Here is a 26663-nt window from a genome sequence, read left to right as displayed (position 1 = left end):
CACGCGTATCAAGCGTATGACGGTCATCAGATAAACCGTCGCATTCCAGACACACGCTAGTTGATGCCCCGCGATGGGACACCGGTTAAATAGTGTTAATACTTTTGTGCGATAAGGCCCTGCGTCGATACTTCCGACCGTTCTGAGCAAGGGGTTGAGGGCTTTTTCAGGCGCTTTTTAGGAGAGTTGACCGAGTCGCCAGATAAACCCGCGAATCAATCGATTTTTCAGCCACTTGAGAAACTGGTACGGCTTGTGCAAACGTTTGCGAGTCGCTGTTGACTGCCTTTTCGTTACAAAACCGTACAGGCCCCATCATTCCGGGCCTTGATCTGCAAAAAGGACTTTGAATGCACGTTTCTTCCTGCCACCGCCGTCGCGGTGTGCGCACCTTTGCTGTTTCCCTGCTACTGGCCGGCGTTACCGGAGTTCTCAGTCAGACCACGCTGGCGCAGCCTGCCCTGCCCGAAGAGTCCGCCCAGGGTGAAGCCCTCAGCCCCGAAGCCAGCCCGCCGAAAAAAGGCGCGTACCTGTCGGACTGGTACAACCAGGACCTGATGCTGATCGGCAGCAAGGACATCAGCTTCGGCCCGCAACCGGCCGACGATATCTACCTGGAATACGAATACTTCGGGCGCAAGGGTCCGTTCGAGCTGTACGGCTACATCGACATTCCGAAGATCTTCAACATCGGCAACAGCCACGACAAAGGCGTGTGGGATCACGGCTCACCGGTGTTCATGGAGCACGAACCGCGCATCTCCATCGACTACCTCGCCGGCCGCAGCCTGGCCATCGGGCCGTTCAAGGAATGGTACGTGGCGTTCGACTGGATCTACGACCACGGCAGCCGTAAAGAGAACCGCGCCAACACGCTGTACAGCGGTTTCGGCACCGACATCGACACCCACTCGCGGGTCAATCTGTCGGCCAACCTGTACGGGCGCTATCAGTGGGAAAACTACGGCGCCAGCAACGAATATTCGTGGGACGGCTACCGCGCGCAGCTCAAGTACATCGTGCCGATCGACAAATTCAGCAACGGTGCCTCGCTGACCTACATCGGCTTCACCAACTTCGATTTCGGCTCGGACATCCACAAGGACAACCCGGCGCGCACCGCCAATGCCACCGTGGCGACCAACGTCTTGCTGTACTCGTTCACCCACTTGCGCTTCACTTTGGTCGGCCGTTACTTCCACAACGGCGGCAACTGGGAGGATGGCAGCGAGCTGAACTTCGGCGACGGCAACTTTCGTGCGCGCTCAAACGGCTGGGGGTATTACGCGGGGGTCGGGTATCAATTCTAAAGCGCAAGGGCTCGCAACAATTGGCTGCGAGCCCTTGTCGTTTTACATCAGGGGATGAGGATGACCTTGTCACCGCTGCCCTGATTCACATCGGCATACCGCGCCAGGCCCTCGGCCAGCGGCGCTTCCACAAGCCCTTGCGGCAGTGGCAGCAGGTCTTCGTCGAAGAACCGGCCGAACTGTTCCAGCATCGCCGCACAGGCCTCAACGCCATACAGCAACGAGTTGATGCCGACCACCGAGCCGCCCTTGCGATACAGGGCCAGCGCTGGCAACTGCACATGCCCATCGACTGGCGCAGCGATTATCGCGATCCGCCCGAAAGTCGCCAATGCCGCCACCGAGGCCGGCAGCCAGAAACCGGTGGTGTCGAAGATCACGTCGGCACCGCCGCGATACACCGCGTTGACCTGCGCACCCAGATCCTCGGGTTTATCCAGCTGAATCGTCTGATAACCCTGCGCCTGCAAGTCTCTGACCTGCTCCGGCCGCCGCGCCGCCGCCAGCAACTGCGCGCCACGCACCTTGGCCAGCGCCAGTGCCGCCGTAGCCACCGCCCCGCCGCCGATCACCAGCAAACGGGTTTCGGCATTTACCAGACTGCGCTCCAGCGCATCCCACGCCGTGGTGTAAGGCACGCCGAGGCTGGCGGCCTGGGTGAAACTCAAATGCGAAGGCTTATGCGCCACGCCATTGGCCGGCAGTTTGACGAACTGCGCATGGGAGCCATCGGCGAAGAAACCCAGCTCACGCCCGGTGCCCCAGACTTCCTGACCGATCAACGCCTGCGGCCCTTCAACCACGACACCGGCAAAGTCCCGACCGGGAATACGCGGCAGCGTGGTGTAGGGGAAACGCCCGAGCACGTTCTTCACGTCGCTGGGATTGAGGCCCGCAGCCTTGATCTGCACCAGCACCTCATCGGCCCCCGGTGTAGGCGTCGGCACCTCGACGAAGCGCAGGGAAGACAGGTCGCCGGTTTTATCGAATTGCAGTGCTTTCATGGAAATCTCCACCGAAGGAAAAAGACAGGATTCAGGACAGCCAGCCACTGACCAGTTGCCGGCCCATCGGCCACAACTGCTCGCCCGCCAGCATGCCCAGCAGGCCTACCAGCGCGATGGTCGGCGGCGCCGGAGAACGGACATCCAGCGCGCCATACAGCAGGCCGACACCCAGACCGACGCCCAGTGAAATCAGGTAATTCATGGGATCACTCCGCCACACAAAGGGAATGGGCAAAGTCTAGGGAAAGGCGGCGACCGGCATCGGCCAAGGACTTCTGAATTTCGGCCAAATCAGCCGGCAAGCGGCCCGCCATCGAACTGCGAAGGCGCAACCCCCAGCTCCCGACGGAACATGTCGCTGAAACTGCTCGGCGAATAACCCAGCTCACGGGCAATCGCGCTGACCGGCACACCCTGGATCAACTCCGCCACCGCCGTCGCCAACTGCACCTGCCGCCGCCACTCGGCGAAGCCCATGCCCAACCCTTCCTTGAACAACCGCGCCAGGGTGCGCACGCTGGCCCCGGCGTTTTCGGCGTGCTGCTCGAAAGGAATGTCCAGCGACGGCGCGGCCATCACCGCCTGACACAGACTCATCAGCCGCCGGTCGGCATCGTCCGGCAACGGGATCTTCAACTGCGAACGCCTTGCACGTTTCAGCTCCAGCAGCGCCAGCCCGACCAGCGCCTCGTAATACTCCGCATCCCCGCTGTCGCCCTGCGCCACCAGCCCGACGATCAACTCACGCAGCAAACCGCCGACCTCGATCACCTGCACCGTCTGATCCAGAGTCGCCGCCAGCGCCGGGCGCAGGTAGATATTGCGCATCTGCAAATCCGACACCACCCGAATCCCGTGCGGCACCCCCGGCGGCAACCACACCGCCCGCTGCGGCGGCACCACCAGCGCCTCGTGCGGGGTCTCGACCCACATCACCCCGCTCATCGCATACAGCAACTGCCCCCAGACATGCTCATGCGGCTCGATAAATAACCCACGCGGATACGTCCGCGCCAGCGGCTGCACCGGCACATCGGTATCACTCAGATCAGGGGGCGCGGCGAGGGCCATGGCGAACATTCATCGGGGTGGGCGGAAGCGCCATGGTAACCAGTCCGACCGGAACCTCGCCATTGATAGATACCGTCGGACAATCCGAGTGAATTTTCCCGGAGCGCAGCGATCCTTCTATTACCACAGGGAGGAAGATGGGCTTTATGAACAACGCAAAACTGTACGTCATCGATTACACCCTTCACGGCGCGCCAAAGTCGTTCATTATCCGCTCGGACAAAATGGACAACACCGAAGCGTGGCACTGGGCAAGCTGCGACGCAGGGGTCGGCCGCATCCCGCGCTTCGGCCGGGAGAAAGTGCAAAAGACCAGCAAGCCGATGGCAGAAAAATTCGGCGTGGAAAACGTCACCTGGCGACCGGCGAGCTAAGCTGTGACACAGACGGGGACTCTTTCGGGGGAACACACATGACGACCATCAGCAGTCCGGCGCACTTGGACTATGGCGTAGACACCGAGTCCGGCCGAGTCACCAGAAGCATCGACTGCCCGGTTGGCCTGGAACCCGTCGAAAACGACCCCTACTGCTTCGCTCTGCGCGTCCCGGCCCCGCAACCGGAAGGCCTCGAGCAGGCCGTTACCGTCGACGTCAGAGTCTCCGGCCGACGCCTGCAAGGCACCGTCCTCCTTACCGAACGTCTGGACGACGACAGCCTGAAACTGCAAGTGGAGCCTGATTAGGCTCCACTTTTTTATGCAGCCCGTTATTTCGGGTGCGCGCACTGGCAACCCTTGCCAGAACACTCCTCACCACTCTTGTGATGATGCGCACAGGCTTCACAGCAATAATGCTTCCCGTGCGCCACATAAGAATGCTCCCCCTCCTTGATCGTGCAACGACATCCCGGACAATCGCATTTTCTATCTGCCATGGAACAGACTCCTTTGGTGGTGGTTGTCTGAGGCCGAAAGAACAAGCCGTGCTACCAGTGTAGAAGGTGAAAATCACCTAACCAGCCAACAACCAAACCACTCACTCCCCCACCACTAACTCCCCCCACCACTCACCACGATGAGCGTTAGCTCGAGTACCGCTTTTGATCGCAGGGCCCGTCGGCAGGCTGAGTGGAGGGATTGATCCGGGGTGGGAGCGCAGCGACCGTTTGGCGAAGCCAAACACATCGAGAGGAGGTGCAGCGAAGCAAACCGTAGGCGATGCCCCCGGATCAATCCCGGAGCGAAGGAACCCGAGCCACAGCGAGGGCCGTACGTCAGGGCACAGACCTTTTGGTTACTTTTGGGGCGTTTGCCAAAAGTGACCCGCCGTAAGGGCGGAACCCCAAGAAGCCGTTACCGCAGCAACGGATATGTACTCAATCAACCCGCCGAACGCTACTGCGATACATGAATACCAGCGCCAGCCCGAGACAGACCATCGCCAAAACCCGCGCCCCCGAAAGCTCAATCGCCGGATTCCCCAACCACCCAAAATTATCGATCAGCATCCCCATTCCAAGCTGCCCGACGATAACCGCCACCGTGGCCACGGCCGTACCAACGCGCGGTACCGCACCGACCATCACCATCATATAAACCACCCCGAACAAAGCACCGCTGAGCTGCCATTTCGGCACATCCAGCAGGCTGACCGCATGGGCCGGTTCGAAAAACAGAATCAGCAGCCCCGTGCTCACAGCGCCGACGACAAACGTCAACAAACTACTGCGCAACACACCAACGGTCTCCCCAAGACGCCCATTGATCGCCGCCTGCACACTCAACACCGCACCGGCCAACACCACCACCGCCAACAAAATAACCAGACTCATCACTCACCCCCGCGCAATCAAAACCAAAGCCGCCACAATCAACCCCAACGCCAGCCACCGCTCAGCATTGACCTTCTTGCGCGTAGCCCCAAACCACCCGAAATGGTCAATCAACACACTCTTGCCAACCTGCCCCGACAAAATCGCAATCATCGTCATCGCAATCCCGATATGCGGCGTCGCCAGCGTCAAAACCACCACATACATCGGCCCCAGAAACCCGCCAATCAACTGCCAGCGCGGCAGATCCGTCAGCGCCGGCCCCTTCTGCGGCCCCGCAAACAGCAACAACAAAAACAGAATCGCCGAACCCACCCCGAAGATGCTCAAGGTCGCCCACAAATGCCCGACCTGCTCACCCAACGGCCCAAGCAACCCAGCCTCAACCGACAGCCCCATGCCGGCCAGAATCACCAGCGGCAACAGCAACAAACGCAAACCCGGCCGGGCCACCGGGGCCGGCGCAGCACTCACTTCATCAAACGACTGCATCTGAAAAACCTCTGAAGGAAACGATGGCGCGGATTATCGGCTGGCGCAGCTGTGCGATAAATGGGAGCATCCGGACAACACTTTTGCGCAACTCGCACAGCAGGACACACGATGCATGGGCTCAACGAACTGGGATTCAAGGCGCTAAGACTGTTTGTTGCGGTGCTCGACCACGGCAGTTTTTCCGAAGTCGCCCGCCGCGAGGGCGTGGCGCCCTCCTCGATTTCCCGGCAGATCCAGTTGATGGAGCAGGCGCTGAACCAGCAACTGCTCTACCGCCACACCCGCGCGGTCACGCCGACCGAGGCCGGGCGCATGCTCGGCCACCACGCGCGGTTGGTGCTGGTGCAACTGGAAGAGGCCGAACAGGCGTTGCAGGAACAGCAAAGCGAACCGACCGGCCTGGTGCGGATCAACGCCCCGGTGGTGTTCGGCCAGCGCCACCTGACGCCATGGCTCGGCCGTTTGTGCGAGCGTTATCCGAAGCTGCAACTGGACATCCAGCAGACCGACCACTACATCGATCCGCTGCAGGAAGGCGCCGACTTGCTGTTCCGCATCGGTCCGCTGCACGACTCAAGCATGCAGGCGCGGATCCTCGCGCCACACCGCTTTCAGGTCGCGGCCAGCCCCGCGTATCTCAAGCGCTTCGGCACGCCACAACATCCCGAAGACCTCGCCCGCCATCAGTGTCTGGCCTACAAGGGCGCGACCGGCCAGCAGCGCTGGTTTTTCCGTCAGGGTCAGGGCGAGTGGACACCGTATGCAGTCAAGGGCCCGATCACCGGCAACCATGCGGACACGTTGACCCAGGCCGCTGTGCAAGGGCTGGGGGTAGTGATGTTTCCGTCATGGCTGATCGGCGAGGCGGTGCGGGAGGGCACGCTGGTGCCGGTGTTGGGGGATTATCAGGTGTCGAACAGTGTGGAGCCGCAGCAGATTTCGGTGCTGTGGCCGGGGAGTCGGCGGTTGTCGGTGAAGGTGCGGACGGTCATCGACTTTTTTATCGAGTGTTTTGGGGAGGTTCCTTATTGGGACAGACCGTGATGGTCTGTCCCTACAACGCCGTCAGATACGGAACTGCCCCACCAACTTCCCAAGCCGCTGCCCCAGGTCAGCCAGACTCCGTGAAGTCTGCGCCCCCAACTGGGTCTCATCCGCCACGTTATCCACCGCCACCGCAATCTGATGCACGCTGCGGTTGATCTCTTCCGCCACCGCCGTCTGCTCCTCGGCAGCACTGGCAATCTGCGCGTTCATCGAGTTGATGGTCGCAATCAGATCCGCCATCGCATCCAGCGACGCGCCTGCCTGATTGGCCTGAGCCGACGTCCCGTCACCCGCCTCACTGGAACGACGCATCGCTTCAACCGCCGACTGCGTCCCCGCCTGCAAGCGATCGATCATCCCCTGAATTTCCTGCGTGCTGATCTGCGTGCGCGAAGCCAGCGCCCGCACTTCATCCGCCACCACCGCAAACCCGCGCCCGGCTTCACCGGCCCGCGCTGCTTCGATCGCAGCATTGAGCGCCAGCAGGTTGGTCTGTTCGGCAATCGAACGGATCACCCCGAGCACGCCGACAATCGACGACACGTCCTGCTGCAGGCTGTCGAGGGACACGCCGCTGCTGCGGATGTCGTCCACCAGCGCATGAATCTGCTTGATGCTGCCGGCGACCACCCGCTTGGCGGTCTGGCCTTCTTCGTCGGTCTGCTGCGCGGCGACGGCGGCGTTCTGTGCGCTCTTGGCAACTTCCTGAGCGGCAGCGGACATTTCGTTGATTGCCGTGGCGACCTGATCAGTTTCGTGGCGCTGACGCTCCATGGCCTGATCGGAGCGCTGGGCCTGATCCGACACTTGGGTCACCAAGCCGGTCAGTTGCGACGTCATCTCGGTGATCTGCCGCACCAGGCCGTGGATCTTGTCGACGAAACGGTTGAACGAGCCGGCCAGTTCGCCGAGTTCGTCCTGGCTGGTGATGGTCAGGCGCCGGGTCAGGTCGCCCTCGCCCGCCGCGATGTCATCGAGGTTGGCTTTCATCAGGGTCAGCGGTCGCAGGATGGTGTTGGCCAGCAGCATCCCCGCTGCCGCGATCACCAGCAGCACCACCACCGCCACGCCGACGATGCTCAGCACCACGCCCTGCATGCGCTCCTGCACCTTGGCCTCGACCACTGCCACTTGCGCTTCGATGCCATCAAGGTTGACCGACGTACCGACCGCCATGTCCCACTTCGCCAGGTATTCGGTGTAGCCGAGTTTCGGCACCAGCACTTGCGCGTTGCCCGGCAACGGCGAGCTGTATTGCAGGTAGTGAGTGCCGTCCTTCGCGACCTTCACCAGATCGCGGTTGACGTAGACGCCGTTCGGGTCGCGGTTGTCCTTGAAGCTTTTGCCCACGCCTTCGGGGTCGTTGGCCTTGAACAGGCGCACGGTCTCGGAGTCGTAGCCGAAGAAGTAACCGTCCTTGCCGTACTTGATGCTCGACAGCAGCTTGATCACCTGCGCCCGCGCATCGGCATCACCGGGGGCGGCGGCGTCGTACAACGGTTTGATGGTGGTCATGGCCACCGCGACATAGCTGGCCAGAGTGGCCTTGGCGTCGCCGAGCAGGCGTTCGCGGGTCTGTTCGACCTCCTTGCGCGCCTGTTCCTGAAGGATGAACAGCGTGGTCAGGCTGATCACCAGCGCAAAGAGCAAGACCGGAAGGACGGCAAGGGACAGGACTTTAGCCTTGAGACTCAGGCGCATGGGGGCTCACTCTTTTGGTTTTATTGGCGTGGATAAAGGCTTTAACGGCACACCGGAACAAAAGTTGAGTGAGTCCCCGCAGGGGTAGTGTTACAGGACCATCGCGGCCACCCAGCCAAACGCCAGCAGCGGCAGGTTGTAGTGCAGGAAGGTCGGAACCACGGTGTCCCAGATGTGATGATGCTGGCCGTCGACGTTCAGGCCGGAGGTCGGGCCGAGAGTCGAGTCCGAGGCCGGCGAACCGGTGTCACCCAGCGCCCCGGCGGTGCCGACGATGCAGACGATCGCCATCGGGCTGAAACCCAGTTGCACGCACAGCGGCACAAAGATCGCTGCCAGAATCGGCACCGTGGAAAACGAAGATCCGATGCCGATGGTCACCATCAGCCCCACCAGCAACATCAGCAGCGCGCCGATGGCCTGGCTGTGATCGATCCACGCCGCCGCGCTTTCAACCAGCGAACGCACTTCGCCGGTGGCCTTGAGCACTTCGGCAAAGCCCGAGGCGGAGATCATGATGAAGCCGATCATCGCCATCATCTTCATGCCTTCGGTGAACAGGTCATCGGTCTCACGCCACTTGACGATGCCCGACGCCGAGAAGATCAGGAACCCGGCCAGCGCGCCGATAATCATCGAATCCAGCAGCAACTGAATGATGAACGCCGCCGCAATGGCCAGACCGGCAATGCCGATCGTCATCGGGTTGTAGGCGACGCTGACCTGCTCCACCTGCTCGATCTTTTCCAGGTCATAGATACGCTTTTTGCGGTAGCTGAAGAACACCGCCAGCAACAGGCCGAAGACCATGCCCGCCGCCGGAATCGCCATGGCGTGCATGACGTTGATCTGGCTGATGTCCACACCAGCCTTGCTGACGTTGGCCAGCAGGATCTGATTGAGGAAGATGTTGCCGAAACCGACCGGAAACACCATGTACGGCGTGATCAGGCCGAAGGTCATGACGCAGGCGATCAGCCGGCGGTCCAGTTGCAGCTTGGTCAGTACATATAAAAGCGGCGGCACCAGCAGCGGAATGAACGCAATGTGAATCGGCAGGATGTTCTGCGAAGCGATCGCCACCACCCACAGCAGGCCGATCAGCATCCATTTGACGCTGCCGCCACCGGTCGCATGCTGGCGGTCGACCATCGCCAGAGCCTTGTCGGCCAGCGCGTGGGCCAGGCCGGACTTGGCAATCGCCACGGCGAAAGCGCCGAGCAACGCGTAGGACAACGCCACTGTCGCCCCGCCACCCAGGCCACTGTTGAAAGCCTTGAGCGTGGCGTCGATGCCCAGACCACCGGTCAGGCCACCGACCAGCGCACCGACGATCAACGCGATCACCACATGCACCCGGGACAGGCTGAGGATCAGCATGACGCCGACCGCAGCAATCACTGCATTCATTTCACTACCTCAAAAACACGACGGTAAAGCCATTCACCGCCAGACAGGATGAGTCCGGCCGGCAAGCCACGAGGGTCGCCAGCGGATTTGCATAGAGGGTCTTATTAGAAGGGCGCGCACTGTGCCGCAGAGCGGGCGCAGTGTCAAAGCGAGCGGTCGCGCCACTGTGTAACTTTGCATGATCAAAGCGCTGAAGACGGCATATCCGCCACAACATGCGTCAATTCGCCATATTGCATTTGCACCATAAAGAAAGTCGAAACGCGGCCGTTACAGTGCAAAGTCTCAGATATTTATCGAATAAGGACGTCTCCATGTCGCTCAGACAACTTTCCATCCAATGGAAAATCACCCTGCTCGCCGGGCTCTGCCTGGCCGGTATCGTGACCCTGTTGGTGGGTCTTTCGCTGTATCGCATGGAGCACAGTTCCGAACTGGTGAAAGCTTCGAGCATGGAAATGCTCACCGAATCGGCCCAGGCTCGCATCGAATCCCAGGGCGAGGTTCAAGCGGCGGGCATTCGCCAGCAGTTCATGGACGCCTATCAATATGGCCACGGTTTCTCGCGTCAGGTGCTGTTCCTGCGCGAACAGGCCGAGAAGCGCTTCCTCGATGCCTTCGACCTGCGCGAAGACATGACCCGTCAGGTGAAATCGGCGCTGCAGGCCAACCCGGATCTGCTCGGCCTGTCGCTGGTGTTCGAAGCCAACGCGCTGGACGGCAAGGACGAACTGTTTGCCGGCCAGGCTGAACTGGGCAGCAACGACAAGGGTCGTTTCGCCCTGTACTGGTCGCAGCCGACGCCGGGCAAAGTGACCTCGATGGCACTGCCGGAAAGTGACATGGCCGACACCAGCACCGGCCCCAGCGGCCAGGCCGCCAACGCCTGGTTCACCTGCCCGCGCACCACGCTCAAGCCGTGCGTGATCGAACCCTACTTCTATGTGATCGACGGGCAAAAGGTGCTGATGACCAGCATCGTGTTCCCGCTGATGGTCAACGGCAAAGTCATCGCCTCGCTGTCGGTGGACATCAACCTCAACAGCCTGCAAGCGATCAGCCAGAGCGCCAGCAAAAAGCTCTATGACGGCCAGACCGCCGTGAGCATCATCAGCCCCGCCGGCCTGCTCGCCGGTTACAGCCCGGACGCCAACAAACTCAGCCAGCGCCTGGATGCCGTGGACACCACCAGCGGCGCCGAACTGCTGCGCCTGCTCGCTTCGAGCCACACTGTCAGCAGCCTGCACAGCAACGAACGGCTGAAAGTGCTGTCGCCGTTCCAGCCGATTCCCGGCGGGCCGTCGTGGGGCGTGCTGCTCGATGTGCCGGAGAAAGTGCTGGTAAGCCGCGCCGAAGCCCTCAAGCAACAACTGGATGCCAGCAACACCTCGGGCACGCTGATCGAACTGAGCCTGGGCGTAATCGCCGCGCTGATCGGCCTGCTCTTGGTGTGGCTGATGGCCCGCAGTGTGACCAAACCGATCCTCGGCGTAGCGCACATGCTGGAAGACATCGCCAGCGGCGAAGGCGACCTGACCCGTCGTCTGGCCTACGACAAGAAGGATGAGCTCGGTCAACTGGCCGGCTGGTTCAACCGCTTCCTCGACAAGCTGCAACCGATCATCGCCGAGGTGAAACGCTCGGTGCAGGATGCACGCAACACCGCCGACCAGTCTTCCGCAATCGCGACCCAGACCAGCGCCGGCATGGAGCAGCAATACCGTCAGGTTGATCAGGTCGCCACCGCGTCCCACGAAATGAGCGCCACCGCCCAGGACGTAGCCCGCAGCGCGGCGCAAGCTGCCGAAGCCGCCAAGGATGCCGATCGCGCCACCCGTCAGGGCCTGACCGTGATCGACCGCACCACCGCCAGCATCGACACCCTCGCCGCCGATATGAGCGCAGCGATGGTGCAGGTCGAAGGACTGGCCGCCAACAGCGAGAAAATCGGCACCGTGCTGGAAACCATCCGCGCCATCGCCGAACAGACCAACCTGCTGGCCCTCAACGCCGCTATCGAAGCGGCTCGTGCCGGTGAAGCCGGTCGCGGTTTTGCGGTAGTCGCCGACGAAGTGCGCAACCTCGCCCGCCGCACTCAAGAGTCGGTGGAAGAAACCCGCCAGGTGATCGAGCAATTGCAGAACGGCACCCAGGACGTGGTCGGTTCGATGGGCAACAGCCATCGTCAGGCCCAGGGCAGCGTCGAACAGGTCGGCCAGGCCGTGACCGCGCTGCGTCAGATCGGCGATGCGGTGACGGTGATCAGCGACATGAACCTGCAGATCGCCAGCGCTGCCGAAGAGCAGAGCGCGGTGGCTGAAGAGATCAACAACAACGTGGCGACGATTCGTGATGTGACGGAGTCGCTGTCAGGGCAGGCGAATGAATCGGCGCGGGTGAGTCAGTCGCTCAATAGCCTGGCGAATCAGCAGCAGAGTTTGATGGATCAGTTCCGCGTCTGACGCTCAAGCCCGCTCACCACAAACCTTGTGGGGGCGGGCTCACCGCCGAGGCAACTGAATCTCCACCTTCAACCCACCCCACTCACTTTCCCCCAACACCAGCACACCACCCCACGTCTCGACAATATCCCGCACAATCCCCAGCCCCAGCCCATGCCCATGGGTCTGCTCATCCAGCCGCGTTCCCCGGCTGAACACCTGAGCCCGCTGCGCCTCGGGAATTCCCGGCCCGTCGTCTTCCACGCTCAGCACAAAACCTTCAGCCGTCTCGACCACGCTCAGCCGCACCTCGGCATCCGCCCATTTGCAGGCGTTGTCCAGCAGGTTGCCGAGCAGTTCCAGCAGATCCTCACGATCCCACGGCAATTGCAGGCCCGGCGGCGCCATGTAACTCAGTTCCAGATGCTCGCCGTGGATCATGTTCAACGTCGACAGCAGCCCCGGCAGCTCTGCATCGCAATCGAACAACGCTCCCGGCAACGCATCGCCAGAGAGCCGCGCACGGTTGAGCTCGCGGTTCAGTCGTTGCTGAACCTGTTCCAGTTGTTCCTTGAGAATCTTGCGCAGTTCCGGGTGCGCGTCGAGCCTTTCACTCGACGCCAGACTGAGCAGCACCGCCAACGGGGTTTTCAGCGCGTGCCCGAGATTGCCCAGGGCATTGCGCGAACGCTTCAGGCTGTCTTCAGTGTGCGCCAGCAAATGGTTGATCTGCGCCACCAGCGGTTCCAGCTCCGCCGGTACCTGTTCATCGAGTTGTGAACGCTGGCCCTGTTGCAACTGGGCGATTTGTTCGCGAGCCTTTTCCAACGGCCGCAACGCCCGGCGTACGGTCAGCCGTTGCAGAATCAGGATCAGCAGAAGACCCGCCAACCCGAGCCCCAGACCGATCTGCCGCATGCGCTGGAAGCTCTCGCGCACCGGCGTGTAATCCTGGGCCACGCTGATGGAAATCGACTGGCCGAGCCGTCGGTAGTCCGAACGCAGCACCAACAGTTGCTGACCGTCCGGCCCCAGTTGCAGATTGCTGTGCAGGCCCGGACGTTCGAGCATCGGCAGTTCCTGATCCCACAGCGAGCGCGAACGCCAGTGGCTGTCGGCGAAATCGATACGGAAATAATGCCCGGAAAACGGCCGCTGATAGGCCGGCGACAGATGTCGCTCGTCCAGTTGCAAACCCTGCGGGCCGCGCACCAGTGCCACCAGCAGGTTTTCACTGTCGTTGCGCAGACCCGCTTCGAGATAACGCTGCAAACCCACTTCGAACAGCCACAGGCTGGTTTGCGCCAGCACCAGGCCGACGATCACCATCACACTGATCAGACCCAGGCTCAGACGGCGCTGGATCGATCTCACGAAGCCTGTCCGCCAAACAGATAACCCTGACCGCGACGGGTTTCGATCACGCTTTTGCCGAGTTTGCGTCGCAGGTGATTGACGTGGACTTCAAGCACGTTGGAATCGCGCTCGGTCTCACCGTCGTAGAGGTGTTCGGCCAAGTGGCTTTTGGAAAGGATCTGTTCCGGGTGCAGCATGAAATAGCGCAGCAGGCGGAATTCAGCGGCGGTCAATTGAATGTCGGCGCCGTCACGCACGACACACTGGCGGCCCTCGTCCAGGTGCAGCCCTGCGGCCTTGAGTGTCGGTTGGTTGGCCTGGCCCTTGGAGCGTCGCAGCAGCGACTGGATCCGCAGGTACAACTCTTCCGGGTGGAAGGGTTTGGTCAGGTAATCGTCGGCACCGGCCTTCAGGCCCTCGATGCGCTCGGCCCAGGAATCACGGGCGGTGAGGATCAGCACCGGAATCGTCAGACCGCCGGCACGCCATTGCGCCAGCACCTCAAGCCCCGGCACGCCGGGCAGACCGAGGTCGAGGACGATCAGGTCATAGGGCTCGCTGCTGCCCTGATAGACCGCATCGCGCCCGTCCGCCAGCCAGTCCACCGCGTAGCCCTGACGTTGCAGGCCGGCGAGCAGTTCGTCGGCCAGTGGTACGTGGTCTTCCACCAGAAGCAAGCGCATCGGTCAATCTTCCTTGTCTTTGATCAGGTTGCCGGTGGCGGCCTCGAAATGCAGCTCGCGGGCCACGCCGTCGACGGTCAGCAGCTCGACTTCATAAATGTAGACGTCGTGCTTCTCTTCGAGCTCGGCTTCCAGCAGCTTTGCGCCGGGGTAGCGCGCCATCGCGTTATGCAGCACTTGCTCCAGCGGCAGAATCACGCCTTGCTGACGCAGGCGCAGGGCTTCGTCCTGATTGAGGTCGCGTGCCAGCGTTACCGAGCAGAATGCAACGAGCGCCAGGGCCAGAAAGCCCGTGGCGCGCGTCGATGAATAAGGCAAAAACAATTTCATTAAGTGTCCTGATGGTCCTTGCGCAGCAGCCCGTCGCTTGCGTCCAGTTCCAGCTCCCATTCCACACCTTGCGAGTCTTTCAGCTCGATCTGATACAGGTAAATGCCATAGCGCTTTTCCAGTTCGACGTCGATCAGGGTCGAATCCGGATGGCGAGCCATGGCCGTGGCCTTGACGGTTTCAATCGGCACAATGGTACCAGCGTCGATCAGTTTCCGGGCTTCATCTGCGTGCAGGTCGCAGGTATGGGCGCGGTTGGCGGTGAGACCGAAGAGCAGGAACGCGATGAACAGGCTCGCGAGGATTTTCATGGAGGTCTCCGTCTGTGGGTGTTGCTTCCTTGACGGGCACCTTAACGGTGCGAACTTAACTGAAACTGAATGGCCATCATGGGGTCTGCTCCTGCAGCCACGGCAACATGTGCTTATAATCTTTCGCTTGCTAACGATCGAGACCGGTATGACCGCCATTCACATCAAGTTCCCTTCCCTGACCCTCAAGGCCGGCCCCCGGGCCATGGCGCGCATTCGTGCCCAAGGCCTGAACGCCGCCGACGTCGGCACTCTGCCCGGCGCTGCCGGTGGGCCGAAGGCGCTGGGAATTCAGGGGCTGGATCTGGCGTTGTTCGGCGAGTGGTTGCCGGCGGCACCGCGCGAGCGCTCGCTGATCGGGGCGTCGGTGGGTTCCTGGCGCTTCGCCAGTGCCTGTTTGCCGGACGCCGCCGAAGGCATCCGCCGCCTCGGTCATCTGTACACCGAGCAGAACTTCAACAAAGGCGTGACCATCGGCGACGTCAGCCGCAGTTCGCAGCGCATGCTCGATGACCTGCTCGACGGCCGCGATGCGCTGCTGCTCGACAACGCCCACTACCGCTTGAACATCATGGTGGTCAAAAGCCACGGCGGGCTGGCGGACGACCATCGCGGCCGGCTCGGACTGGCGCTGGGCTCGGTGATCGCTGACAACCTGCGGGGCCGTGCGCGGCTGTCGCGACACTTCGAACGGCTGATCATCCACGACCCGCGCCTCGCGCCGCCGGTGCATGCGCTGAATGACTTCCCGTCGCGCTTCGTCGCCCTCGACGCCGGCAACCTGCGTCAGGCGCTGCTGGCCTCGGGTTCGATTCCGATGGTCATGGAAGGCGTGCGCGACCTGCCGGGCGCCGGGGCCGGCACGTTCCGCGACGGCGGTCTGCTCGACTATCACCTCGACCTGCCCTACAGCGGCGACGGCATCGTGCTCTATCCGCACTTCACCGACCGGGTGATTCCAGGCTGGTTCGACAAGACCCTGCCGTGGCGCAAAGCTTCGGTGGAACGCTTGCAGGACGTGCTGTTGCTGGCCCCGTCAAAGGAATACCTGGCGCGTCTGCCCTACGGCAAACTCCCCGACCGTAACGATTTCAAGCGCTTCATGGGCGATGCGCCGAGCCGGCAGAAATACTGGCGCGCGGCGATGGACGAGAGCCGCCGGATGGGCGACGAATTCCTTGAGCTGACTGCCAATGGTCGCCTCGCCGAGCGCTTGCTGACCCTTTAGTCAGCACAGCCCTGGACAAGCTGGTAAACTCGCCGCCTGCCCGAATTCGCTGCGGCGAACGCCATCTGAACAGAGCTGAAATCACTGTGGAAATTTTCAAAGAGTTCACCTTCGAATCCGCCCACCGCCTGCCCCACGTACCGGACGGCCACAAGTGCGGACGCCTGCACGGACACTCGTTCAAAGTGGCGATTCACCTGAGCGGCGACCTCGACCCGCACACCGGCTGGATCCGTGATTTCTCCGAGATCAAGGCGATTTTCAAGCCGCTGTACGAGCGTCTGGACCACAACTACCTCAACGACATTCCGGGCCTCGAGAACCCGACCAGCGAAGTGCTGGCCAAATTCATCTGGAATGAGTTGAAGCCCCTGCTGCCGGAACTCAGTGCGATCCGCATCCACGAGACCTGCACCAGCGGTTGCATCTATCGCGGCGAGTAATTCCCGCGACACAAAAAAACCACCGAGACCGGTGGTTTTTTTACGCCTATGCTTTTTGGCTCGAACCCGCCAAGAGGACAGGCCCATGACGGACTGGCTGCTGGATCAGGTCTTTGATTTCAACGGGCGACAGATTCGCCACGGGGTGCGCGGCGACGGCCCGCCGCTGGTGTTCGTGCACGGCACGCCCTTCTCTTCCTACGTGTGGCACCGCATCGCGCCGTACTTTTTCGCCACACATCGGGTGCATTACTTCGACCTGCTGGGCTACGGCCAATCCGAACAACCGGACGCCGATGTCTCCCTCGGCGTGCAGAACGATTTGCTCGCGCGGTTGCTCGATCACTGGAATCTGCAACGCCCGGACGTGGTTGCCCACGACTTCGGCGGCGCCACCGTGCTGCGCGCGCATCTGCTCAACGGCAAGGATTACCGCAGCCTGACCCTGATCGACCCGGTGGCGCTGACGCCCTGGGGGTCGCCGTTCGTGCAGCACGTGCGCCAGCATGAAACGGCGTTCAGCGGCCTGCCGGATTACATCCAGCGCGCCATCGTGCCGACCTACATTCGCGGGGCGATTCACCGGGATATTCCCGATGATGAACTGGCGCCCTACGTACAGCCGTGGCTGGGCGATCCGGGGCAAGCGGCGTTCTACCGGCAGATCGCGCAGATGGATCAGCGCTACACGCTGGAGGCGCAGCCGCTGTACCCGACGATCCGTTGCCCGGTGCAGATTCTCTGGGGCGAAGAAGATCAGTGGATTCCCATCGAACGCGGGCGCGAGTTGCACAAGATGATTCCGGGGTCGCAGTTTCATCCGATCCCGAATGCCGGGCATCTGGTGCAGGAAGATGCGCCTGAAGCCATCGTCGCCGCCCTGCTGCGGTTCCTCTGATCCAATCCCGTGACCTTGTGGGAACAGCTGCTCCCACTTGGTTCGTTGCAGCGTCCAATGCACTGCTTTCGCGCCGATCATCCGTGCCTCGTCTATAAATACCCGCAACATTGCGTTTGGCACGACCGCTGCAACCACTTCGCGTCCTCCCCTCTCCAGCAAGGAACGCCCCCATGACGCAAAACGATCCCGGCAACGATTACCCCCTCAGTGAAGTCCCGATGCACGCGCGCAAAGGCCTGGCCTCCACGGCGATGGTGCTGCTGGGCTTCACCTTCTTCACCGCGACCATGTTCGCCGGCGGCAAGCTCGGTGTGGCGTTCAACTTCGGCGAAATGCTCGCCGTCATCGTCATCGGCAACCTGCTGCTCGGCGTGTACGCCGCAGGTCTCGGTTACATCGCCTTCAAAAGCGGGCTGAATTCGGTGCTGATGGGGCGCTTCTGTTTTGGTGAAGTCGGCAGCAAGCTCAGCGACCTGATCCTCGGGTTCACCCAGATCGGCTGGTACGCCTGGGGCACCGCGACGGCGGCGGTGGTGCTCGGCAAGTATTTCGACTTGAACGAAGCCACGGTGCTGGGGCTGATGGTGCTGTTCGGCCTGGTGTTCTGCGCCACGGCGTATGTCGGTTATCGCGGGCTGGAGATTCTGTCGTACATCGCGGTGCCGGCGATGATGTTGCTGCTGATGCTGTCGATGTGGGTCGCGACCGTGAAAGTCGGCGGCCTCGACGGCTTGCTCAGCGTCGTGCCCAGCGGTTCGCTGGACTGGTCGACCGCCATCACGCTGGTGTTCGGCACCTTCGTCAGCGGCGCGACCCAGGCCACCAACTGGACGCGATTTTCGCGCTCGGCACGGGTCGCGGTGCTGGCCAGCCTGATCGGTTTTTTCATCGGCAACGGCCTGATGGTGCTGATCGGCGCCTATGGCGCAATCGTCTATCAACAGCCCGACGTGGTCGAAGTGCTGCTGTTGCAAGGCTTCGCCATGGCGGCGATGGCGATGCTGCTGCTGAACATCTGGAGTACCCAGGACAACACCATCTACAACTTCGCCGTCGCCGGCTGCAATCTGCTGCGCACCGGGCGCCGCAAGACCGTGACCCTGGTCGGTGCCGTGATCGGCACGGCGCTCGCGCTGCTGGGCATGTACGACATGCTGGTGCCTTATCTGATCCTGCTCGGCACGGTGATTCCGCCGATTGGCGGCGTGATCATGGCGGACTTTTTCTTCCGCTGGCGCGGGCGCTATCCGCGTCTGGCCGACGCACGGTTACCGGCGTTCAACTGGCCGGGGCTCGCGGCTTACGCGGCCGGGACCGTCGCGGCATTCGGCTCGCCGTGGGTCGCGCCGCTGGTCGGGATCGCCGTTGCCGCGTTAACGTATATCGCAGTGACCGGCCTGCTCGGCGCCCGCAACGCGGCCGCCCCTCTACAAGATCTATAAAAGGATTCGCCCGATGCACATCATCAACGCCCGACTGCGCAACCAGGAAGGTCTGCACGAATTGCACCTCGAAGACGGCCTGATCCGCAGCATCGCGCGCCAGACCGAAGCGCCGACCCTGGGCCCGGACGACCTCGACGCCGGCGGCAATCTGGTGGTGCCGCCCTTCGTCGAGCCGCACATTCACCTCGACGCCACCCTGACCGCCGGCGAGCCGCGCTGGAACATGAGCGGCACGCTGTTCGAAGGCATCGAGTGCTGGGGCGAGCGCAAGGTCACCATCACCCAGGAAGACACCAAGACCCGGGCCAAGAAAACCATTCAGACCCTGGCCGCCCACGGCATCCAGCACGTGCGCACCCACGTCGACGTCACCGACCCGCAACTCACCGCACTCAAGGCGATGCTCGAAGTGCGCGAGGAAAGCCGTCATCTGATCGACCTGCAAATCGTCGCGTTCCCCCAGGAAGGCATCGAGTCGTTCCGCAATGGTCGCGAGCTGATGGAAGAAGCCATCCGCATGGGCGCGGACGTGGTCGGCGGGATTCCGCATTTCGAGTACACCCGCGACCAAGGCGTCAGCTCGGTGAAGTTCCTGATGGACCTGGCCGAGCGCACCGGTTGTCTGGTGGACGTGCATTGCGACGAAACCGACGACCCGCATTCGCGCTTCCTCGAAGTGCTGGCCGAGGAGGCCCGCAGCCGCGACATGGGCGCCCTCGTGACCGCCAGCCACACCACCGCGATGGGCTCCTACGACAACGCCTACTGCGCCAAACTGTTCCGCCTGCTCGGGCATTCGGGGATCAGTTTTGTCTCCTGCCCGACCGAAAGCATTCACCTGCAAGGGCGCTTCGACACCTTCCCGAAACGCCGTGGCGTGACACGCGTGAACGAGCTGCTCGAAGCCGGCATGAACGTCTGCTTCGGTCAGGATTCGATCGTCGATCCGTGGTATCCGCTGGGCAACGGCAACATCCTGCGCGTGCTCGAAGCCGGCCTGCACATCTGCCACATGCTCGGCTACCGCAACCTGCAAAGCGCGCTGGATCTGGTCACCGACAACAGCGCCAAAGCCATGCACCTCGGTGAACGCTACGGCCTGGAACAGGGCCGCCCGGCCAACCTGCTGATCCTGTCGGCGGACAGCGATTACGAAGTGATCCGCAGCCAGGGCCTGCCGCTGTATTCGATCCGCAACGGCAAGGTGCTGATGAAGCGGCAGATGCCGGTGGTGGAGTTCATGGAGGGTTGAGTGGCGGTTATGGTTCGCAGCGGGTTTATCGCGAAAGGATAGTGCCAGACTGTCAGATCTGACAGGCGACAACCGCTGCGAGCCGGCTCACAGTAAGCCCCAAGGGACCCATCGTTCCCGGGGGGACGACCATGAAAGGGACTTCACCATTTCGCCTGGTTTTCGCTGTCTGTCTGGCCTTCGCCACGACGACAGCGGCAATGGCCGCCGTTCGCAACGGCAGCGGTGAAGAGATCCTCTTGCAAGGCTTTCACTGGAACTCAAGCCGTAATCAAACGCCCTGGTATTCGGTACTTGCGCAACAGGCGACGGCCATTGGCAACGACGGCTTCACGCTGATCTGGATGCCACCGCAGTGGACCGATTCCTCGCAGTGGAATACACCCACGGCTGCCGGCGGCGGTGAAGGATACTTCTGGAACAGCTTCGACAAGAACGGCCGTTACGGCAGCGACCAGCAACTCAAACAAGCGGTGCTGGCGCTCAATAGCGCGGGCGTGAAAGTCGTCTACGACGTCGTGCCCAATCACATGAGCGATAAAGCGGTCTACTCAATGTTTCCGAGAGGGAGCAACGAATGGCGACAAGACTGCATGCAATGTGATGAAGGTGACCCGTTCATGGATGGCGCAGCTGACCTGAACACCGCCAATCCGACAGTCTTCGACGCCTTCAAAAAAGAATTCATCAATCTGCGTGACAACTACGGGGCTCAGGGTCTGCGCTTTGACTTCGTCCGTGGTTATGCACCGGAAACCGTGGATCGCTGGATGAACGCCTTCGGCAACCAGCAATTCTGCGTCGGCGAAAACTGGAAAGGCCCAAACGAATACCCTCAGGGCGACTGGCGACGCAGTGCGAGCTGGCAGGATGTGCTCAAGGACTGGTCGGATCGTTCGCACTGCACGGTGTTCGACTTTGCCCTCAAGGAGCGCATGCAGAACGGCTCGATCGCCGAGTGGCGCCACGGTTTGAATGGCAATCCGGATCCTGCGTGGCGCGCAGTCGCCGTGACCTTCGTCGACAATCACGACACTGGCCCTTCTCCCGGCGCCTACGGCGGTCAACACCATTGGGCGCTGCCCGATCCACTGCTCAATCTGGCTTACGCCTACATCCTCGGCAGTCCGGGCACGCCGACCGTGTACTGGCCGCACATGTACGACTGGCAGCGTGACCAACTGATCCGGCAATTGATCAAGCTGCGCCAGGCCGCCGGTATCCGAGCGGATTCGCCGATTCGCTTCAACACCGCGTATTCGGGACTGGTCGCCACCACGTCGGGCGTACGCGGGACGCTGGTCATAGCGTTGAAATCCGATCTGCAGCAGCTGCCACAGGGTCTGGGCACGCCGACATTGACCTGGGATAACGGCGATATCCGCATCTGGAACAGCCCTGTTGAACCGGCGACAGTTGCAGTCAACGTGCATTGCGACAATGCCAATCCGCAACCGGGCGAAAGCGTCTATGCAGCGGGTTCATCGCTTGAGTTCGGAGCGTGGGATCCACAACATGCACTGGCACTGACACTCGCCAATAACCGCTGGAGCACTACCGTTGAGGTGCCAGGCCAGCAAAAGCTCGAGTGGAAATGCATCGTACGGGGCCAGACTCCGACAGCGGTGTATTGGCAGGCCGGCGCGAATAACGCGCTCACCAGCGGCGCCGTAGCCGACACTGTAGGGCGCTTCTGATCTCGAGGTTTCAGCTATTTTCGTCGCGCACGGCGGTGCCGAACAGACGCACGCCAGTCAGTTCTCCGACGCGCTCCTCCAGCAGGATCGGCGCGGTTCCGCCGGGCATCACCACCTGCACCTCTCCCGCTGACACCCAACCCACCCGCCACGCCGCACTCGCCACCGCACTGGCGCTGGTGCCCGAGGAAGCGGTCGGCCCCTCGCCCCGTTCGAACACCCTCGCCACGATGCGTTGATCACCGGCGCGCGTCGCCCATTGCAGGTTGACCCCGGCCGGGCACGGCTGGCCGGCACCGACGGGCATGGCGTAGGCGATGGCGGTCAGACGGTCCGTCAGCGGCGATTCAAGCATCTGCGCGTTGCTTGGCAATGCGGCCTCATCCTGTACCAGCGTCACGCAATGCGGATTGCCGATACGCACGAACTGGCTGTGCGCCCAGGCAGGATCGAGTTGTGCCAGCGGTCGAACACGGCTGACCTCCACACCGTCAAACGGCACCGGTTCAACGCCGAGCGCACCGACCGCTGCCGGGCCGAAACCGGGCTGGCCAAGGTCCAGCCAGAAGCCCTGCACGCCCGCCACCTGCCCCGGTTTGACCGAGGTCGGCACGGGCGATTGCGCGTCCTGTTTATCGTGATGCACCCGCAACGTCGCCCCCTCCTGCGGCATCAGCCCCTGTTCAAGCAACGACTGGGAGAAAATCGTCAGGCCGTTGCCGCTGCGCTCGGCCAGCGTGCCGTCGGTGTTGACGATCAGCAGATCAAAGGGCGGCGCGGATTGAAACGGGCCGATCAGCAGGCCATCGCTGCGGTGGGACTTTCTGCCGGCGGGGCGCCGACCTTCGGGCCAATCGCAGCACAGCGAGATGGCAGCAGCGCTCCACGCCTGTCGCGACAGCGCGCACTGCGCGGCGCCCGTCGGTAATTCGATCCCGGCATCGCGCAGCGCCTGGGGCGAAACGACTCCGTAGATATTGCCTCGTGCATCGTAGAACTGCGTCATGAGCCCGCCCTTGTTTTTCCCGTCGACAGGGGCGCCACTGTAAATCGCAACGCCCTGCAGACGCGAGCGGGCTCGCTCCAGCGAAAGAGCTGTGCAAGGATGTCCGCTGCTGAATCGTTTTTTGCCAAGGATCGTTATGACCAGCCTCACCCCTCAAGACACGTTCGTTCCCGGACGCCTCGAACAGATGTCCACGCGCATCGCTTTCTTCATCGCCGGGCTCGGCATCGCCGCGTGGGCGCCGCTGGTGCCGTACGCCAAGGCGCGCGCCGGTCTCGATGAAGGCACGTTGGGGTTGCTGTTGCTGTGCTTGGGCGTCGGCTCGATTCTGGCGATGCCGCTGGCGGGGATTCTGGCCACCCGGTTTGGCTGCCGGAAGGTGGCCACCGGCGGCACGCTGCTGATCTGTGCAGCGTTGCCGTTGCTGGCGACGGTGTCGTCGATTCCGGCGCTGATCGCCACGTTGTTCATGTTCGGCGCCGGGCTCGGCACGGTGGATTCGACGGTGAACCTGCAAGCGGTGATCGTCGAGCGGGCCAGCGGCAAGAACATGATGTCGGGGTTTCACGGCCTGTTCAGCCTCGGTGGGATCGTCGGCGCGGCAGGCGTGAGCGCCCTGCTCGGTCTCGGGCTGTCGCCACTGGCGGCGATGCTGGTGGTGGTCGTGGTGCTGATCGCGGCGCTGTTCAAGGCGGTGCCGCACATGCTGCCTTACGGCAGTGAAAGCTCGGGCCCTGCGTTCGCAGTGCCCCACGGGATCGTGCTGTTCATCGGCGGCATGTGCTTCATCGTGTTCCTCACCGAAGGCGCGGCGCTGGACTGGAGCGCGGTGTTCCTGGCCCAGGAACGCGGGATCGACACCGCCTATGCGGGACTGGGTTACGCAGCGTTCGCGTTGACCATGACGGCCGGCCGTCTGACCGGTGACCGGATCGTCCGCGCATTGGGTGCGACCCGGATCATTCTGTTTGGCGGTCTGCTGGCGGCGGCGGGACTGTTTCTGGCGACCTTCGCCCCGAGCTGGCAAGCCGCGCTACTCGGTTATGCGCTGGTCGGCGCCGGCTGTTCGAACATCGTGCCGGTGCTGTACACGGCGGTGGGCAAACAGACGGTGATGCCGGAAAGCATCGCGGTGCCGGCAATCACCACGCTGGGTTATGCGGGGATTCTGGCGGGGCCGGCAGTGATCGGGTTTGTCGCCCATGCCAGCAGCCTGAGTTTTGCCTTCGGTTTGATGGCGACGTTGCTGGTGGCAGTGGCGATTGGCGGGAAAGCGCTGAAGGTCTGAGCCGGATTGTTCCCACGTCGAGACGCGGGAACAATCCGTGCAGATCAGAACCCAACGCTGGCCTGCACGAAGAACGTACGCGGCGTGCCCACGTAGATCCCCGAGTTGTTGTCGCTGGAGCGGGTGAAGTACTGCTTGTCGAAGATGTTCTTCACACCGGCGCCGAGCTTCAGGTTGGAGAGCTGCGAACCGAAGTCATAGCCGCCACGCACGTTCCAGGTCACGTACCCCGGAATATCGCCGTACTGCCCGTCCGCCGTGCCTTCGGTGATGTAGTTGCCATTGAAGCTGCCGTCAGCATTCACGCCGGTGCCCGGCGAGCGCTGTTTGGACTGGGCGAAACCGTCGATGTTGTAGGTCCAGCGGTTGATGTCGTAACGCAGGCCGACGGTGGCCACCTGACGCGAGTAGAACGGCAGGTCGCGGCCCTTGAAGCCCGGGATCTCGCCTTCATAGGTCGCGCGGGTATAAGTGAAACCGGCGTTGGCGGTCAGGCCATCGAGACGCGGATCGAGCGCCGCCATGTCGTAGTGCACCGAAGCCTCGATACCCTGGTGCTTGGTTGCGCCGAGGTTGGTCCAGCCTACGTCATTGCTGATGTATTGCAGTTCGTCATCGAAGTCGATGTAGAACAGCGTCACCTCCCCGCCCCACACGTCATCGTTGTAGCGCGTGCCGATTTCGTAGGTTTTCGCTTTCTCCGGCTCCAGGCCGTTGGCGGTCTCGTCACCCGAGCCGCCCTGGCCGAGCTGGAAGTATTGCAGGCTGCCGAACGACGTCTCGTAGTTGGCGAACAGTTTCCACGCATCGGACAGGTGATACATCACGCTCAGGGCCGGCAACGGCTCGTTGCTTTCGATGCTGCGGTTTTTCTCGGGGACGGGTTTGCCGGCGGTGTCGAGCACAGCGCGATCATGCCAGTCGGTGCTGATGTGTTCGAAGCGAATGCCCGGGGTCACGGTCCAGTTGCCGACGTCGATCTTGTTGTCGATGTAGACCGAGTTGGCCTCGGTGCCGCCGGTGCGATCCTGGAACACATGACCGTCGGAGGTCTTGGTGACCACCGGCTGATTATTGACCAGCGCCAGGCGGCTCGATTGCTCGTGCATCGCCTCTTTCAAATAACGGTAACCGACACTGACTTCCTGGGTGGTCGGGCCTACGTCAAACACACGCGAAACACGCGGCTCGATGCCCAGCGTGTAGTAGGAGCGCGGGAACGAGCTGAGGGTTTTCTGATCGCGGGCGGCGATGGTGCTGCCGCGAAAGCTGTCGGTGTAGTAGGTCAGCACTTCCGCCTGGGTGCGCTCGTCGATCTGCCGGATCCACTTGAACGACACGTCCTTGCGGCGGCCGCTGAAGCCGTCGTAGTCACGGTCGGACTGGAACGGTTTGTCGTCGTACTGCTTTTGCGTCAGGCCGCCGGGCATGTCGGCGCTGGCGTCGTAGTAGTGGAAGTTGAGGCTGAAATCGTCCTGATCGGTCGGCGCCCAGTGGGTCTTGAGGATCACGTCGTCGATGTCGTTGCCGTTGTTGCGCTCGCGGTAACCGTTGCCGTTCACGCCCGAGTACAACAGCGCCATGCCGATGCCGTTGTCGGCAGTGCCGCCGAGGAACGCGGTGTCGATGTGTTTCCAGCCACCGTGCTGCGAGGTTTCCAGGGTGGTGCCGATTTCACCGGTGGTTTTTTCCGGGATCGCGCGGGTCACGAAGTTGATCACGCCGCCGACGTTCTGCGGCCCGTAACGCACGGAGCCGGCACCACGGACCACGTCGATGCTGTCGAGGTTGCCGGAAGAAATCGGCGCCATCGACAGTTGTGGCTGACCATACGGGGCAAACGCGGCCGGCACGCCGTCGATCAATACGGTGGAGCGTGGCGACAGGCGCGACGTCAAACCCCGCACACCGACGTTCAGCGAAATATCGCTGCCGCCGGTGCCGTTGGCTTCCTGCACCTGCACGCCCGGCACGCGGCGCAGTACGTCGCCGACGTTCATCGCGCCCTGCTCGACCATCGCTTCGCGGCGGATCACCGTGCGCGCGCCGGGGTGGTTCTGCACCACGGCGGCGTTGGCGTCGCCGAGCCAGTCGCCGACCACTTTGATGTCGGTCACGCCCAGTTCCAGCGGGCCGTTGGCGGCGGAAGTCGGGGCCGGGGACAAGGTCACCGAGCCTTCATTGATCTGATAATCCAGACCGCTGCCTTGCAGCAATTGGCGCAGGGCCTGTTCCGGAGAAAGGTTGCCGTCCACCGCCGGCGCCTGTTTACCGGCGACCAGATCCGGGCTGAAAAACACCTGCAATGAAGTTTGCTGACCCAGTTCGCTCAGGGCCTGACCCAGCGGCTGGGCGCGGATGTGAATGGCTTCGGCGGCGAAGGCCATCGGCACTGCAGCGTTGACCGCCAGCGCAAGCGCCAGCGGCAACCAAGGGGATTTTTTGTTTTTGGCGGTGGAGTTTTTCAC

General features: G+C 62.4%; 26 protein-coding genes and 1 pseudogene. 13 read left to right on the top strand and 14 right to left on the bottom strand.

Annotated elements, in window-relative coordinates; translation table 11 throughout:
• The first annotated feature begins 350 nt into the window (after nucleotides 1–350).
• Nucleotides 351–1310 (top strand): nucleoside-specific channel-forming protein Tsx, encoded by a 960-nt coding sequence (locus AC1Q9F_RS18695; protein ID WP_492620602.1) that lies wholly within the window; start codon nucleotides 351–353, stop codon nucleotides 1308–1310.
• 47 nt (nucleotides 1311–1357) lie between these two features.
• Here the strand turns inward: AC1Q9F_RS18695 and AC1Q9F_RS18690 are convergent, their stop codons facing one another.
• From AC1Q9F_RS18690 to AC1Q9F_RS18680, 3 genes are all read right to left on the bottom strand, one after another.
• Nucleotides 1358–2314 (bottom strand): quinone oxidoreductase family protein, encoded by a 957-nt coding sequence (locus AC1Q9F_RS18690; RefSeq protein ID WP_492620601.1) that lies wholly within the window; start codon nucleotides 2312–2314, stop codon nucleotides 1358–1360.
• A gap of 31 nt (nucleotides 2315–2345) precedes the next feature.
• The gene (locus tag AC1Q9F_RS18685; RefSeq protein WP_007958996.1) at nucleotides 2346–2519 is read right to left on the bottom strand and encodes a DUF1427 family protein; all 174 of its coding nucleotides are present in this window, start codon (nucleotides 2517–2519) and stop codon (nucleotides 2346–2348) included.
• 89 nt (nucleotides 2520–2608) lie between these two features.
• Nucleotides 2609–3397, bottom strand: a complete 789-nt coding sequence (locus AC1Q9F_RS18680; RefSeq protein ID WP_085608280.1) for an AraC family transcriptional regulator — start codon at nucleotides 3395–3397, stop codon at nucleotides 2609–2611.
• A 137-nt stretch (nucleotides 3398–3534) separates the two neighbouring features.
• On the opposite strand from AC1Q9F_RS18680, the gene AC1Q9F_RS18675 reads away from it, so the two are divergent.
• On the top strand, nucleotides 3535–3762 hold the full coding sequence (locus AC1Q9F_RS18675; protein ID WP_011335095.1) for a DUF6555 family protein: 228 nt from the start codon (nucleotides 3535–3537) through the stop codon (nucleotides 3760–3762).
• A gap of 38 nt (nucleotides 3763–3800) precedes the next feature.
• Nucleotides 3801–4073 (top strand): hypothetical protein, encoded by a 273-nt coding sequence (locus AC1Q9F_RS18670; protein ID WP_492620600.1) that lies wholly within the window; start codon nucleotides 3801–3803, stop codon nucleotides 4071–4073.
• Between the two features lie 23 nt (nucleotides 4074–4096).
• Here the strand turns inward: AC1Q9F_RS18670 and AC1Q9F_RS18665 are convergent, their stop codons facing one another.
• From AC1Q9F_RS18665 to AC1Q9F_RS18655, 3 genes are all read right to left on the bottom strand, one after another.
• Nucleotides 4097–4264: a metallothionein gene (locus AC1Q9F_RS18665; RefSeq protein WP_074689145.1), complete on the bottom strand. Its 168-nt coding sequence runs from the start codon at nucleotides 4262–4264 to the stop codon at nucleotides 4097–4099.
• A 441-nt stretch (nucleotides 4265–4705) separates the two neighbouring features.
• Nucleotides 4706–5161: a DMT family transporter gene (locus AC1Q9F_RS18660; protein ID WP_127798915.1), complete on the bottom strand. Its 456-nt coding sequence runs from the start codon at nucleotides 5159–5161 to the stop codon at nucleotides 4706–4708.
• Between the two features lie 3 nt (nucleotides 5162–5164).
• On the bottom strand, nucleotides 5165–5653 hold the full coding sequence (locus AC1Q9F_RS18655; protein ID WP_039770247.1) for a DMT family transporter: 489 nt from the start codon (nucleotides 5651–5653) through the stop codon (nucleotides 5165–5167).
• A gap of 111 nt (nucleotides 5654–5764) precedes the next feature.
• Between AC1Q9F_RS18655 and AC1Q9F_RS18650 the strand changes: the two genes are divergently transcribed.
• Complete coding sequence (locus AC1Q9F_RS18650) at nucleotides 5765–6700, top strand: LysR family transcriptional regulator (RefSeq protein ID WP_492620599.1); 936 nt, start codon at nucleotides 5765–5767, stop codon at nucleotides 6698–6700.
• Nucleotides 6701–6721: 21 nt separating this feature from the next.
• Here AC1Q9F_RS18650 and ctpM read toward each other — a convergent pair whose 3' ends face one another.
• Both ctpM and AC1Q9F_RS18640 read right to left on the bottom strand, forming a co-directional pair.
• Nucleotides 6722–8404 carry a methyl-accepting chemotaxis protein CtpM gene (gene ctpM / locus AC1Q9F_RS18645; RefSeq protein WP_085608276.1) on the bottom strand — a complete coding sequence of 561 codons (1683 nt, stop codon included), beginning with the start codon at nucleotides 8402–8404 and terminating at the stop codon, nucleotides 6722–6724.
• Between the two features lie 90 nt (nucleotides 8405–8494).
• The gene (locus AC1Q9F_RS18640) at nucleotides 8495–9814 is read right to left on the bottom strand and encodes a Na+/H+ antiporter family protein (RefSeq protein ID WP_492620598.1); all 1320 of its coding nucleotides are present in this window, start codon (nucleotides 9812–9814) and stop codon (nucleotides 8495–8497) included.
• Nucleotides 9815–10029: 215 nt separating this feature from the next.
• Here AC1Q9F_RS18640 and AC1Q9F_RS18635 point away from each other — a divergent pair.
• Nucleotides 10030–11418: pseudogene (locus AC1Q9F_RS18635) on the top strand (PDC sensor domain-containing protein); the annotation flags it as partial.
• Nucleotides 11419–11520: 102 nt separating this feature from the next.
• Nucleotides 11521–12276: a methyl-accepting chemotaxis protein gene (locus AC1Q9F_RS18630; protein WP_371807414.1), complete on the top strand. Its 756-nt coding sequence runs from the start codon at nucleotides 11521–11523 to the stop codon at nucleotides 12274–12276.
• A 39-nt stretch (nucleotides 12277–12315) separates the two neighbouring features.
• Here the strand turns inward: AC1Q9F_RS18630 and AC1Q9F_RS18625 are convergent, their stop codons facing one another.
• Genes AC1Q9F_RS18625 through AC1Q9F_RS18610 form a run of 4 tightly spaced genes read right to left on the bottom strand, consistent with a single transcriptional unit; the run spans nucleotide 12316 to nucleotide 14935 of the window.
• Nucleotides 12316–13629 carry a sensor histidine kinase gene (locus AC1Q9F_RS18625; RefSeq protein WP_492620597.1) on the bottom strand — a complete coding sequence of 438 codons (1314 nt, stop codon included), beginning with the start codon at nucleotides 13627–13629 and terminating at the stop codon, nucleotides 12316–12318.
• Complete coding sequence (locus AC1Q9F_RS18620; RefSeq protein WP_011335105.1) at nucleotides 13626–14294, bottom strand: response regulator transcription factor; 669 nt, start codon at nucleotides 14292–14294, stop codon at nucleotides 13626–13628. The genes AC1Q9F_RS18625 and AC1Q9F_RS18620 overlap by 4 nt, the downstream gene beginning before the upstream one ends.
• Nucleotides 14295–14297: 3 nt before the next feature.
• Nucleotides 14298–14624, bottom strand: a complete 327-nt coding sequence (locus tag AC1Q9F_RS18615) for a PepSY domain-containing protein (protein WP_207983376.1) — start codon at nucleotides 14622–14624, stop codon at nucleotides 14298–14300.
• Nucleotides 14624–14935: a PepSY domain-containing protein gene (locus tag AC1Q9F_RS18610; RefSeq protein WP_179694325.1), complete on the bottom strand. Its 312-nt coding sequence runs from the start codon at nucleotides 14933–14935 to the stop codon at nucleotides 14624–14626. Before AC1Q9F_RS18610 ends, AC1Q9F_RS18615 begins: the two co-directional genes overlap by 1 nt.
• A gap of 148 nt (nucleotides 14936–15083) precedes the next feature.
• Between AC1Q9F_RS18610 and AC1Q9F_RS18605 the strand changes: the two genes are divergently transcribed.
• The 6 genes from AC1Q9F_RS18605 to AC1Q9F_RS18580 all read left to right on the top strand — a co-directional run bounded on the left by AC1Q9F_RS18605 (nucleotide 15084) and on the right by AC1Q9F_RS18580 (nucleotide 21901).
• A complete protein-coding gene (locus AC1Q9F_RS18605; RefSeq protein ID WP_127798929.1) occupies nucleotides 15084–16163 on the top strand; it encodes a patatin-like phospholipase family protein in 1080 nt (359 codons plus the stop codon).
• An 86-nt stretch (nucleotides 16164–16249) separates the two neighbouring features.
• A complete protein-coding gene (queD, locus tag AC1Q9F_RS18600) occupies nucleotides 16250–16606 on the top strand; it encodes a 6-carboxytetrahydropterin synthase QueD (RefSeq protein WP_007955941.1) in 357 nt (118 codons plus the stop codon).
• Nucleotides 16607–16691: 85 nt separating this feature from the next.
• Nucleotides 16692–17504 carry an alpha/beta fold hydrolase gene (locus AC1Q9F_RS18595; protein ID WP_492620596.1) on the top strand — a complete coding sequence of 271 codons (813 nt, stop codon included), beginning with the start codon at nucleotides 16692–16694 and terminating at the stop codon, nucleotides 17502–17504.
• 173 nt (nucleotides 17505–17677) lie between these two features.
• On the top strand, nucleotides 17678–18949 hold the full coding sequence (gene codB, locus AC1Q9F_RS18590) for a cytosine permease (protein WP_007955938.1): 1272 nt from the start codon (nucleotides 17678–17680) through the stop codon (nucleotides 18947–18949).
• A 13-nt stretch (nucleotides 18950–18962) separates the two neighbouring features.
• Nucleotides 18963–20204, top strand: a complete 1242-nt coding sequence (gene codA, locus AC1Q9F_RS18585) for a cytosine deaminase (RefSeq protein ID WP_207983379.1) — start codon at nucleotides 18963–18965, stop codon at nucleotides 20202–20204.
• Nucleotides 20205–20404: 200 nt separating this feature from the next.
• Nucleotides 20405–21901, top strand: a complete 1497-nt coding sequence (locus AC1Q9F_RS18580; protein ID WP_492620595.1) for a glucan 1,4-alpha-maltotetraohydrolase domain-containing protein — start codon at nucleotides 20405–20407, stop codon at nucleotides 21899–21901.
• 10 nt (nucleotides 21902–21911) lie between these two features.
• On the opposite strand, the gene AC1Q9F_RS18575 is transcribed toward AC1Q9F_RS18580, so the two are convergent.
• The gene (locus tag AC1Q9F_RS18575) at nucleotides 21912–22907 is read right to left on the bottom strand and encodes a diaminopimelate epimerase (protein ID WP_492620594.1); all 996 of its coding nucleotides are present in this window, start codon (nucleotides 22905–22907) and stop codon (nucleotides 21912–21914) included.
• A 136-nt stretch (nucleotides 22908–23043) separates the two neighbouring features.
• Between AC1Q9F_RS18575 and AC1Q9F_RS18570 the strand changes: the two genes are divergently transcribed.
• Complete coding sequence (locus AC1Q9F_RS18570; protein ID WP_007955928.1) at nucleotides 23044–24195, top strand: MFS transporter; 1152 nt, start codon at nucleotides 23044–23046, stop codon at nucleotides 24193–24195.
• Nucleotides 24196–24239: 44 nt separating this feature from the next.
• On the opposite strand, the gene AC1Q9F_RS18565 is transcribed toward AC1Q9F_RS18570, so the two are convergent.
• Nucleotides 24240–26663, bottom strand: a complete 2424-nt coding sequence (locus tag AC1Q9F_RS18565) for a TonB-dependent siderophore receptor (protein ID WP_492620593.1) — start codon at nucleotides 26661–26663, stop codon at nucleotides 24240–24242.

It is taken from the genome of Pseudomonas sp. GW823-FHT04A03, assembly GCF_058796615.1.
The sequence above is the reverse complement of the archived record's forward strand: the minus strand, read 5'-3'. Positions and strand labels throughout refer to the sequence as shown.